This window comes from Pantoea sp. JGM49 (genome assembly GCF_018257655.1).
Lineage (GTDB): Bacteria > Pseudomonadota > Gammaproteobacteria > Enterobacterales > Enterobacteriaceae > Pantoea > Pantoea communis.
In genome coordinates this window covers 19,777-31,180 of record NZ_JAERJM010000025.1, presented here as the reverse complement: position 1 = coordinate 31,180, position 11,404 = coordinate 19,777, and the positions used below count along the sequence as shown (strand labels likewise).

The window sequence follows — 11,404 nt, the reverse complement described above, 5'->3', positions numbered from 1 at the left end:
GGCGTCGTCAGGCAGAAGGAATCATTAAAGCCCGCGAGCAGGGCAGATTCCGGGGAAGGGTGGCGGACCTCGCAAAACATGAGCTGATCCGTAACCTGAGAATCACTCAGGAGAAATCGAGTAATGAAACGGCCCGGCTCGCTGGCGTTTCCAGAGCCACTGTAATTCGTGTGTGCAGACAGGCAGATCATGCTAATTGACCTCCATAAGTTCAGACCGCATGATTTCTAAAAAATCTTCTACATAAAAGGATGTTAAGCATGGATAAGAAATTCATAGACTAGCCCCATAGATCACCAGACACTTCGCCTCTCTTAAAATAAGAGGTAGTCTTAGACCTATGTTTAACACCAGTCAGAATAATAAGATGGTTGAAGTGTTATCAGGACCTGAGCGGACGCGTCGCCGTACACCGCAGGAAAAAATAGCCATTATTCAGCAGACAATGGAACCCGGTATGACCGTGTCTCACGTCGCCCGCCTGCATGGCTCATGAAACGCGAGCGTTCGCCCGGATGCTGGGGCTGGAACCCTGCACGACAAGAGTGCGCAGTCCGGAAAGCAACGGCATAGCAGAGAGCTTCGTGAAGACGATAAAGCGGGATTACATCAGCATCATGCCTAAACCGGACAGCCAGACGGCGTTAATCAATCTGGCAGTAGCGTTCAGCCATTACAATGAACACCATCCGCACAGCGCGCTGGGATATCGTTCGCCGCGAGAATTTATACGCAGGAAATTATCACAACCGTAAGAGAGAAAATGCGTCTGGATATATAGGGTCAAATCTAATTCATTACTACCTGGTTTTATGCTTCCAAACAGAGCGAAAAGCGCAATGTGGGCGTATTCCGATACAAAGAAAAAACCTCTTATGGGGAAAGAGCTCCTGATTTAGATGAATTCAGTCAGCAGATTGAGGATATCTATAATTACTTCGACTCTCGTGATTATGAGGTAGTCAACGTTATCCCTATAGCAATGGGGACCAGTGAAAACTGTAAGCAATCTAACGGCAACTATGTCGGAGGCGTCGGGTTTTCTATCACACGTGGCGCGGTAGTCGTAGGAAAAAAAGTCAATAACTATCTGACAGACCATGGAGAATGTATGCGTCTATCCGGGCACTTCTAAGGTGCCCGTCAGGTCAATAGAGTTTCAACTTATTCTGTTAAAAGCCCGCTTCGGACTACCTGTTGAGGATTCTGAAATGACGGCTTCTAGTACGGAATCTTTAAGGATGAACGTGGAGTTGCCCCCACTCAAAGTAGCTTACGGTTACGCCCTCCACGTTACATACCACATCCGGAATAAGCGAAATGTTTCGCTTCGCCAGAACATCATCAGCTTCCGGCAACGTAGGACCATTAGCACCGTCCAAAATGAGACGGCAGGTGAGCACTTCAGCAATCGAAGAGGTAATATGGCCTTCAAAGGCTGCAGGGATAAGAATATCCGTTTCGCATAACCAGAATTCAGCGTGATTCTGTTCTTCTGCCCCAGAAAACCCTTTCAGCGTTCCGTGCTCGCCGGACCAAGCAATCAGGGCATTCACATCAATTCCGTTCTGATTGAAAAGCGTGGCAGTATGATCCTGAACGGCTACCATGAGTGAGCCCGCTTCAGAAAACAGTTTTGCGGCTTCACCGCCAACATTTCCCAGCCCATGTACTGAGATGCGGGCGTTTATAAATGTCAGACCGATCTTTTCTGCAACGCTTTTCCGGTGGTGAATACGCCGCGCCCTGTGACTTCAGTGCGTCCCAGTGTTCCACCGATATGAACGGGCTTGCCGGTAAGAACCCCGGTTACAGTCGATTCGGTAATAGCGGAATAAGTATCCATCATCCAGGCCATAACCTTGCTGTTGGTTCCTACGTCAGGCGCAGGAATATCCTTTTATGGCCCGATTAGCAGGCTGATTTCAGCGGTGCAACGCCGGGTTAGACGTTCCAGCTAGCGCTCAGACAGCTTGCGGGGGTCGACGCGGACGCCACCTTTGGCCCCACCGAAAGGCAGATTCAGAATTGCACATTTCACGCTCATCCATGCCGACAGTGCCATGACTTCGCCCAGTGTGACATCCGGATGGTAGCGCACGCCGCCTTTACTTGGGCCTCGTGAAAGGTTGTGGTGAACACGGAAACCCTCAAAATGCTGAATACTGCCGTCATCCATTTGCAGTGGAATATCTACTATAAGGCAACGTTTTGGACTTGTTAAAACATCGTTCTATTCTTCATCACCGGAGAGGAAATTGCTGACGCGATTAATTTGCTCAAGATAAATCACCCATGCATTATTACCATCGTGAGGTGCATAACTTAATGCCTTCATGTCATAGCCTGATTTAGGTTGTACGAACCCCTGCCAGTTAAATGGAAATGAGCGTTTGAAATTAAAAAGGTTAGTGAGTGATTTTTTCAGCGATATCGTTTAATGCATCAAAAACAGCCCTAACGGAAGGTTTCGTAGAAATTCCCTTAGGTAATGCAATCGAAACTTTTCTGGTTAAATTAGGGCTGATATTTACGGTTGTCAGACCATTTAAAGCATCATCCATATGTAACATCAACGTGGGCAATAATGTGATAATGTCGGTCTGTTTAACTAAATGTAAAGCAGCAGCCGAGTTTTTATAATTCGCAATGACTTTCGGGACTACCCCTGCGGCATGAAAAGCCCGAAGTAAAAAAGAGTGATAATGCATGGCTGACAGATTGAGAGCCCATTTTTCATTCGGCATTTCTTTCAATCGTATTACTTTTCGCCCAGCCAGCCGATGGTTCTCTGCCATTACAACGACAAACTGATCTGAGCACAGCGGGAAGAAATCGAGTTTTTCACTGAATGGACCGGTATCCACCATGTCATCAATGATAGCGATATCGACCTGGTTTGCCGCTGCGGCTTTAATAGCATCCGCCGGCTCTAACTCTACTACCGTTAATGTTAACTGCGGATAGCTTGCTGACAGTTGCTTGATGACATCGGGCAGAATCCCTACGCCAGCCGAACCAAAAGTCGCCAGCCTGATTTCGCCAACGACTTCTGCCTTGCCTTGCGCCAGTTCAGACTCGATGTCATTGACTATACGAAATAGCTCATGCGACTGCTTAACAATGCGCTTACCTGCGGGTGTTAATTCAATACGTTTACCTACCCGTTCAAATAAGACGGTTTCTGCTTCCTGCTCTAACTGCGCCAGCTGCTGAGAGACAGCGGGGCGCGTCAGATGAACGGCTTCCGCGACTGCGGTAATCGTGCCCAGAACAGAGAGTTCTGACAGCAGATGGAGGCGACCCAGATTCAGCATTTCAGTTCCTGTAATATTCTTTTGGTCGCCCTTGTCTGCAACAGTCTTCAGTTCAGCAGCGTACGGACCACGGTGTTGATGAGTTGAGTGACCGCCAGATGAGATTCAAAGGGGATCCCGTCTACGTTAGCGTCGGTAATACCCTCTACCGAGTTAATCAGTCCAACGTTAACGCCACGGCGGAGAAGGCGACCTTCCATTTCAGGAGTATGCAACAGGCGTGCATTTTTCTCACGCGCTGCCATTGCGGCCACAATGGCATAGCAGCCCCAGTTAGAGCACGCCGCCGTTACGAGCACGTCTGCTGGTGTTACTGCGCCAATGCCACCCCCGCATTCGCATGCTCCATCATTGCCGAACTTCACGGCTTTCTGCACGGCGTCATTAACCAGTCCCATGCCAATCTCGTTTCCGCCGTCACCGACTGCAACTGTCGGGATACCCCGGCTCAGCGCTTCATCGAACACAAAGTCAATTCGGGCTCGCTCCATACCGTAGTTGATGCCCCGCATGCTGTAATAGATGCCGTTTTTATTGCGTCCAACGCGTTCGGTTGAGAAGAGCAGGGATGGCTGGCGGGAGTCCAGCAGCTCGTTCGCGGCTTTGGGGGCCTCTTCATCTGTAACCGGGAAGGATTCCACGCAGACGGTAGCCAGACTCTTGTCTTTGTTAGCCTGTACAACCTGCCAGTATGGCAATACGGTCAGGCCTGCTTCGGTCAGTATCGCTTCCATCGGACCGCGCAGCGTTTCCTCAATCAGCACGGTGCAGTTGGCGTTTCTGGCCAGAACCAGCGCCCGGACGACAGCGGCGAGTCCGGCAGGACCATCGTTTTCACCAATCGTTGGAGAAAGCCAGGCACGTGATACCGAGCCCGTGGTAACAATCACGTTATCGCCAGGTTTTACCGCCAGTAACGCATCGGCTGCGGCACCTGCCAGTGGCTTACCAATTTGCTCTCTTGCGCTGGCAAACAGCTGCTCAACGCCACGTCCGCCAAGATCCAGTGAGATAAGCTGATCAAGACGATTGTCAAATGCATTTATTGAACTCATACAGACTCCCCTAAAATTAATTGAGCCATGGCATCTTTATCACCGATCAGCGCCGCGACTTTATCCAGCGATGCATCGACCGCTTTCATAATGGCTTCACTGCCGCCGACACGATCAATGGCATTCGATGCCGGTTTAAGACGCAATGAAACACGAGCTCCGGGTTGGCCATGAGTGTTAACAGTCAAAATGCCGTAGTCGCGCAGCAGGATCATCCCCAGCGCGGCGGTGGCTTCACTCGGCACGATGTGATTGTCACTATGAGAAATACCCGCGCGTTTAAGGATGATTTCAAGCACCTGGTCCTCATGCACCATCGGTCCCAAATCACTGGTTTTAACGCAATCGCCTAATAGCGTACGGAGTCCTGCCGCCAGGGCCTGTCCTGCATCGGCTTCCTGCAACAGGTGAGCTGGATCGTAATGTTCCAGCGAACGAACGACCCCTGCTGTGATCGGCGCGCGTGCCTCCATTCCATACTCGGCACCTTTTGCCGCTGCCGCCGCGATAAGTTGCTTTTTGCCGGCCAGAATGCCTGCTCTCGGGCCAGGCAGCCCGGCTTTATCACAGTTGGTGACGGTCAGATCTGCCCCAAATGCAAGGCTCTTGATCCCCCCATGCAGCACAGTGCGCAGGCGCGCGCCGTAAGCTTCATCCAGAAACACGATGACACCGCTCTTGCGACAATGATTAACGATGTCCTGCGTTATCTCATCATCCATCCGCTCCAGGCTGCTGGTGACAGTTGTGATCACAACCAAGGCAGGGTGATTAAGTTCAATGGCGACACGCCATTGCGCGTTTCCTTGGATTTCAATGGCTTTAACGCCCGCGAGCTTTGAACCCCGGATTACTGATGCATGTGAACGACCACCAGGCGGTACAATCGAGACAACAGGCTTGTCTGCAGCCAGCGCGGCGATGACGGAAACAATGGCCGCGCTGGTGCGGTTGAAAGTGGCTACACTGTCACCGTCGCCGCCACCAAGATGATCCAGCGCGAGTGCGGTCAGGCGATCTGCAACCAGACCCGGCCCGACCCATTCTTCGCAGGCCGTATTCAGATCTTCCGGCTTCACTAGATAATCGCGTTGATTACCCGTAAAAATGCCAATTGAATCTGCTCCTAGTTCCTTGACGCGTTTCGCCGCAACAGCCTGACCATGCCGAAGCCGGCGGGCCTCATCAGTACTGCTGCGAATGATGCTTCCACGCGCAAAACTGACAACCGGATCGATCTCAAATCCAAAGCTGTCTCTGGGAACCAAACGGTTTCCCTCTTTTTCGATGAGTTTCATGAACGTTTTCCTGCTAAATGTTGATTACAGTGAGATGCTGATAATGCTGCCAAGCATGCGCGTAAAGGCCATATGTGTTTTCAGGTCGATACCGTCTACAGCCTCTTCCTGTAGTGAGGTTGCGCCATCTCTCGCACCTGCAGCAACACAGGCTGCAATAAGTGCATTTTCACACTCAGGTGTGTGTGTGAGATCAAGACGTTTAAGTAACCAAGCCAATGCTGCAGCCACCGAATAAGCCCCCCAGTTTGAGACCGAGCTTGCCACCACGACATCAGTGCGCGTGATGGTTATAACCCCGGATGGGAAGTCTCCGTGGGACTTGGCGCCATACGGATGCGCTAACGCTACCTGATCCCTGACAGCACCGAACCCGATTTCATTTCCGCCATCTCCAATACCAATCGTCAGCACCTGTTTCTGGTGTGCTATATCGGCCAGAAGATACAAATGCCCCACTTGGTCAGGCGTTCGGAAGTCCCCCCTGACACCATGAAAGTACCCTTCCGCATTCGGCCCATCGCGCTCAACAAAAATGATGGCTACGGGATTAAGGCTGGAGAAAATGTCTTCACACTTTTTCATACCTTCAGCTTTTCCTTTCGCGAAGGAAATTCCGCTGATGGAACCCGCTCCTTTAAGCCGGCTCTGTATTACGCGGCGGCAAGCATCGACAGGTGATAAATGGTCATGCTCCGTTGCAATCACTACGTGGCAGCCAAATCCTTCGGCAAGTGTTCTGGCCAGAGCGAGAGCCCCCGGTGGTCCATCGGTTTCACCCGATGGCAGGTTAGGTGCAATCCCCGCGCCCGTTGCAATGACCACCACTTTTCCTTCAGACAGAACAGCGGCCAGTTTTTTCGCTGCCAGCATCGCTAACGGTTCGCCATGATGCTCACGACATATCCTGTAAAGCTGACTGACGTAGCCGGAGGGCAGGCCTTTTCCTCTCAGTGGACGCATCTCCAGCGACATGAGCTGGTCAATGCGCTCTCCTACAAGCAGCTCATGGTGAGTTGGCGTCATCATTTATTGATATCAATCTTATAGGTTTCTTTGGTCAGGAAGATGCAGAACATGGTGATGGCTGCTGCTGCAATAACAAACCATGAAACCGCTGACGTACTTCCTGTGGAAGTAATCAGCCAGGCCGCGATGATGGGTGTTGGCGCACTGGAAACAATACCCGACAGCTGGTAAGCGGTTGATGCGCCGCTGAAGCGGTACTTGGTCGGATACTGCTCAGCATAAATGACCCCGTGCAGGGAGCCGGTGGAAGCATGGCCTAATCCCAGGCCGAGACTCAGGGCAATGGTGATGTAAACCGGATCGGCGGTGTTGAGCAAGGCAAAAAACGGGAAGGCGTAGCAGGCGAAGAACAGCGCACCAAACCCATACACTACTTTACGGCCAACTTTATCAGACAACCATCCAAATACGGGCTGCATAAAGAGGTCTACTGTAGCCGCTATCAGTAAGGCATTGGATGCGACACTGCGCGGAATATGAAGATGCTCTGTAATGTAACTCAGCGAATAAACAGTGATCAGGAAATAGCCAACGTTTGCTACGGTCTGGAAAAAGGCCATGACGATGGTTTTTTTCTTCTCGTGTTTAACCACCTTCATCAAAGGTGCTTTTTCAACTTCGCCTTTGCGAGCGATTTCTTCAAACGCTTCTGGTTCACTGACCTGCATACGGATGTACAGACCAACACCCAGCAGTGCCAGACTAAAGATAAATGGAATACGCCATGCCCAGCCATAGAACTGTTCGTCCGGCAGTGATGAGACCATAGCAAATGCGTATGCGGATACCAGTAAACCTGCAGGTACTCCCATTTGCATGGTGCTCCCCCATAGGCCGCGACGCCCTTTTGGAGCATGCTCAACGGACATCAGCGCTGCACCACCCCATTCGCCGCCCAGAGCGAAGCCCTGAATGATGCGCAAAACGATTAACAGAATCGGACCGATATAACCGCCCTGATCGTATGAAGGAAGGAACCCAATCGCTGCAGTACACAGGCCCATGACCATTAAGGTGAAGACCAGCAATTTTTTACGACCCATACGGTCGCCAAAATGACCAATTACCATCCCACCGATAGGACGTACGACAAATGCCACAGAGAAGGAGATCATGGACATCAGCGTTGCCATAGCAGGTGTCAGGTTGGTAAAGAATACGTGCGGAAATACCAGAGCGGCAGCAGTACCATAGATAAAGTAGTCGTACCATTCTATCGTCGTTCCGATGAATGACCCCCAGGCTGCTTTAACTGAGGTTTTGGAAATTGCGGCGGAACGCGTTTTGGTATGTGATGCGTCGGCTTGAATATTCTGGCTCATGTTTTACCCCCGATGGAGTGGGCACACGCAGGATGTGCCCTTTATTAGTTTTAATTAGACGTTGATAGTCACGCTCTTCCGTGATGTGTAACTTTCCAGGGCGCTTTCAATCGAATACTCAGCGCCAATACCGCTGCGTTTTGCGCCGCCGTAAGACATACCAGGGATCTGGCCGCCAGCACGATTAACCTGCAACCAGCCAGCATCAATCTGTTCAGTGACGCGGAACGCTGCGGTTATGTCTTGGGTGAACACGTATGCGGCCAGACCATAAACGGTATCGTTAGCCATGCGAATGACTTCTTCTTCCGTTTCAAAAGGAATCGCCACCAGAACCGGGCCAAAAATTTCCTCTTTGCAGACGCGCCAGCTGTTATCAATTCCTGCCAGCACTACAGGTGAAGGCATAAAGCCTGATGCGTCTTCTACCGGTGGCGGGACGTCACCCAGTAACACTTCAGCGCCTTGATCGAACGCTTCCTTAATAAAGGCGCACACTTCGTTATAACGCTCAGCGTTGATGAGGGCGCCAATGTCGGTTTGCTCATCCAGCGCATCGCCAATTTTCATTTCACGCAGTTTTGCGACCACACGTGGCATCACTTCATTCCATACGCTCTTGTGCACATACAAGCGTGAACCGGCAGTACAGGACTGACCCTGGCGGGCAAAGCGCATTGCTGCGATAACGCCATTAACCGTGTTATCCAGGTGCGCTGGTGAGGCGGCATCGGCGAAGACGATGCAGGGACTTTTGCCACCTAGCTCCAGTGTGGCGCGACCAATACGATCTGCTACAGCATGTGCAACAAGCTGGCCAACTTCGAGTGAACCCGTGAAAGACACTTTTGCGACGTCGTCGTGCGTGGAGAGAGGCGCGCCTGCATCCAGACCGGTACCGGTGACAACGTTGAATACGCCAGCCGGGAAAATATCCGCTGCAAGCTCTGCAACTTTTAATACTGCAAGCGGAGCATCTTCAGCAGGTTTGAGCACTAGAGTGTTGCCCGTTCCCAGAGCCATACCGATCTTGACGGCTGCGAGCACCAGAGGTGAGTTCCATGGAATGATTGCGCCGACAACGCCCAGCGGTTCTCGGGTGGTGTAACTGAACAGGCCCGGACCCAGCGGCAGGGTTTCCCCTTTTTGTTCAGCAATGACGCCGCCGTAGTAACGCAGTACTTCTGCCGCGCTCTGAGTTTCCGGGCGGCTCTGCGTACGCAGTGCATTACCGGTTTCCGCTGCAAGCACGCGGGCGATTTCTTCACAGTTAGCAGTAATACGGTTACCCAGCTCAATCAGCATGGCGCCACGCGCGCGGGCCGCCAGACGGCGCCAGGTTGGAAATGCGGCTTTCGCGGAAGCGATTGCGCGGTCAACGTCTACGGCCTGGCTTGCACCGATTTTGATGATCTCGCTGCGAAAGCACGGGTTGATGACTGAGAGGGACTGGCCTTCAGCCGGTGACTGCCATGCACCGCCAAAGAACAGGCCTGTCTTGCCAGCTGACGGAAGACTAAGTGTGTGGTTTACGTTGCTCATTTTTTTCCTTAGTTCTGTGCAAGACGAAGGTTGACCAGCTCTTCATAAAGCTCGATGACACTGGTGGAATCTTTACTACCCAGACCTTTCTGGCGGGCGGCGTTGTAGATCTGCATGACCAGCTGGCCCACTGGCATGGAGTAATTGGAGAACTCTTTCAGGCACAGGGAGATATCTTTGTGCATCAGGTCGATGGCAAAGTTTGCAGGGCGTTCTTCGGTGAACAGTGTCTTTGGCAGGTAATCAAGCATTTTGCTGCCAGCAAGACCGGCTGAGAAGACTTCACATAATACGTTCAGGTCGGCACCCGCTTTCACGCTCACGGACAGAACTTCACCCAGTGCAATGGTGTTAATGGCTGTCAGCAGGTTATGACTTAACTTGGTCAGCTGACCTGCACCTGTATCACCGCAGTGGACGATGCGTGAAGACAGCACGGACAGAACCGAACGGGCGCGTTCAATGATCTCTTCGCTGCCACCAATCATCAGAACCAGGTTGCCTGAAGCGGCACCGGCTACACCGCCGCTCACCGGCGAATCGAGGAAGTAGACGTTTTTGCGCGCACACTGAGCGGCAATGTCTTTGGTGGTTGCAGGATCGACCGTACTGAAATCAATCACGATTGCACCCGGAGACACTTTGGTGAGCACGCCGGTTTCACCGATGACAGCATCGGCGAAGGTTGAAGGTGACGGAAGGCTGAGCATAATAATCTCTGCACCTTCAGCCGCCTCAGCTGGGTTACCTGCAGCCAAAGCACCCTGCTGCTTCAACCCATCCATCGCCGGGGTGTAAGGATCATAAACACTGAGGTCATGCCCCGCCTCCAGCAAGCGGGATGCCATGCGAGAACCCATACGACCTACACCAATAAATGCAATTTTCATCGTTACCTCACGGAATACAGAGTGCGGTGCTTTTGTTCTAAAGTGCCGCGTTTTACCAGTCAAAAACTGGGGATGGACTGACTATTGCGTGGGGTAATGGAAAAAAAAAGTTGTATATTTTTACAGCGATTGAAAGGAAAACTTACTGATCGACAATGGAAGGAGGTTGCATTGATTTAGTGCGCTTGTAACCGCAGTGTAAAATGTAAATCATAAAAAATATTGGCTCAAAGCACCGTTTTGGTGCAAAGAGTGGCGTTTCAATTTTTTGAGCTTCAGCACATTACATTTGCAGAGGCGAGATGGTTTCCCGGCATGACAATAGCTGATTTCAAATCAAAGAGCAGAAAACGCGGCAACACTGATTAAGCAAAAAGGCCAGTTAATGATGGCATCACCGGTTATGGAGGGCATCTACGGTACATGGGACACGGAAGCGTGAGAAGAACGTGAAGTTATATTACGTACCCCCGGGAGTTCGTTTCGCGTGATGGGAAACAACACCGCCAGCCAGGATACGTGCAGCCGCTGGAGCATCTGGAATATGTGAAGCAGGGCTATGAGCTATACACGTTCGTTATGGGCCACAGCCTGTCTGAATATTCAGAGGACATCTCACAGATAAAGAAATTCAGCCATCATCTGCAACTACGCTACCTTGTTCAGTTGAAGGTCAATGATGTAAAAGGACACGATAAGATGATAATTCATTGTATCAATTGATGTTTAATTGACCGAAATTCTCCCTTCAGGATCTCCTCCGGAGATCTAAACGAACAATGCACAAGCATATTGATATGCCCATGTATATCAGTGGTGACATTCGGGCAATATTTTCATCATCCGGTGTTTTACCCGTTGCTGTCCTTATCTGCGAAAGTGCTTCTTACATATAGCAGAGTGACCCCGCTCAGAAGTTAGGGGGCTGGTACGCCTGCAGGGAGGCTCATT

At 51.2% G+C, this 11,404-nt stretch carries 8 protein-coding genes and 3 pseudogenes; 3 read left to right on the top strand and 8 right to left on the bottom strand.

What is annotated here, in order from left to right; all coding sequences use genetic code 11:
* From JK231_RS25595 to JK231_RS24520, 3 genes and pseudogenes are all read left to right on the top strand, one after another.
* Nucleotides 1–200: pseudogene (locus JK231_RS25595) on the top strand (serine recombinase); the annotation flags it as partial.
* A 140-nt stretch (nt 201–340) separates the two neighbouring features.
* Nucleotides 341–496, top strand: a complete 156-nt coding sequence (locus JK231_RS25815; RefSeq protein WP_211729847.1) for a transposase — start codon at nt 341–343, stop codon at nt 494–496.
* A pseudogene (locus JK231_RS24520) lies at nt 489–755 on the top strand (integrase core domain-containing protein); the annotation flags it as partial. The gene JK231_RS25815 and the pseudogene JK231_RS24520, both read left to right, overlap by 8 nt.
* 498 nt (nt 756–1,253) lie before the next feature.
* On the opposite strand, the pseudogene JK231_RS24515 reads toward JK231_RS24520, so the two are convergent.
* From JK231_RS24515 to JK231_RS24480, 8 genes and pseudogenes are all read right to left on the bottom strand, one after another.
* Nucleotides 1,254–2,338 (bottom strand): annotated as a pseudogene (locus JK231_RS24515) (Glu/Leu/Phe/Val dehydrogenase); the annotation flags it as partial.
* A 70-nt stretch (nt 2,339–2,408) separates the two neighbouring features.
* A complete protein-coding gene (locus JK231_RS24510; protein WP_211729846.1) occupies nt 2,409–3,317 on the bottom strand; it encodes a LysR family transcriptional regulator in 909 nt (302 codons plus the stop codon).
* A gap of 47 nt (nt 3,318–3,364) precedes the next feature.
* Nucleotides 3,365–4,372 (bottom strand): glutamate cyclase domain-containing protein, encoded by a 1,008-nt coding sequence (locus tag JK231_RS24505; protein WP_211729845.1) that lies wholly within the window; start codon nt 4,370–4,372, stop codon nt 3,365–3,367.
* A complete protein-coding gene (locus JK231_RS24500) occupies nt 4,369–5,670 on the bottom strand; it encodes a hypothetical protein (protein WP_211729844.1) in 1,302 nt (433 codons plus the stop codon). The genes JK231_RS24505 and JK231_RS24500 overlap by 4 nt, the downstream gene beginning before the upstream one ends.
* Nucleotides 5,671–5,694: 24 nt before the next feature.
* On the bottom strand, nt 5,695–6,699 hold the full coding sequence (locus JK231_RS24495; RefSeq protein WP_211729843.1) for a glutamate cyclase domain-containing protein: 1,005 nt from the start codon (nt 6,697–6,699) through the stop codon (nt 5,695–5,697).
* On the bottom strand, nt 6,696–8,021 hold the full coding sequence (locus JK231_RS24490) for an MFS transporter (protein WP_211729842.1): 1,326 nt from the start codon (nt 8,019–8,021) through the stop codon (nt 6,696–6,698). The genes JK231_RS24495 and JK231_RS24490 overlap by 4 nt, the downstream gene beginning before the upstream one ends.
* Before the next feature lie 54 nt (nt 8,022–8,075).
* On the bottom strand, nt 8,076–9,563 hold the full coding sequence (locus tag JK231_RS24485) for an aldehyde dehydrogenase family protein (RefSeq protein ID WP_211729841.1): 1,488 nt from the start codon (nt 9,561–9,563) through the stop codon (nt 8,076–8,078).
* A gap of 8 nt (nt 9,564–9,571) precedes the next feature.
* A complete protein-coding gene (locus tag JK231_RS24480) occupies nt 9,572–10,453 on the bottom strand; it encodes an NAD(P)-dependent oxidoreductase (protein ID WP_211729840.1) in 882 nt (293 codons plus the stop codon).
* Nucleotides 10,454–11,404: the final 951 nt, after the last annotated feature.

Bases quoted from the DNA above. Each gene is read 5' to 3' on its own strand.
- JK231_RS24480 (WP_211729840.1), bottom strand. From the start codon at position 10,453: ATGAAAATTGCATTTATTGGTGTAGGTCGTATGGGTTCTCGCATGGCA.
- JK231_RS24490 (WP_211729842.1), bottom strand. From the start codon at position 8,021: ATGAGCCAGAATATTCAAGCCGACGCATCACATACCAAAACGCGTTCC.
- JK231_RS24505 (WP_211729845.1), bottom strand. From the start codon at position 4,372: ATGAGTTCAATAAATGCATTTGACAATCGTCTTGATCAGCTTATCTCA.
- JK231_RS24485 (WP_211729841.1), bottom strand. From the start codon at position 9,563: ATGAGCAACGTAAACCACACACTTAGTCTTCCGTCAGCTGGCAAGACA.
- JK231_RS24500 (WP_211729844.1), bottom strand. From the start codon at position 5,670: ATGAAACTCATCGAAAAAGAGGGAAACCGTTTGGTTCCCAGAGACAGC.
- JK231_RS25815 (WP_211729847.1), top strand. From the start codon at position 341: ATGTTTAACACCAGTCAGAATAATAAGATGGTTGAAGTGTTATCAGGA.
- JK231_RS24510 (WP_211729846.1), bottom strand. From the start codon at position 3,317: ATGCTGAATCTGGGTCGCCTCCATCTGCTGTCAGAACTCTCTGTTCTG.
- JK231_RS24495 (WP_211729843.1), bottom strand. From the start codon at position 6,699: ATGATGACGCCAACTCACCATGAGCTGCTTGTAGGAGAGCGCATTGAC.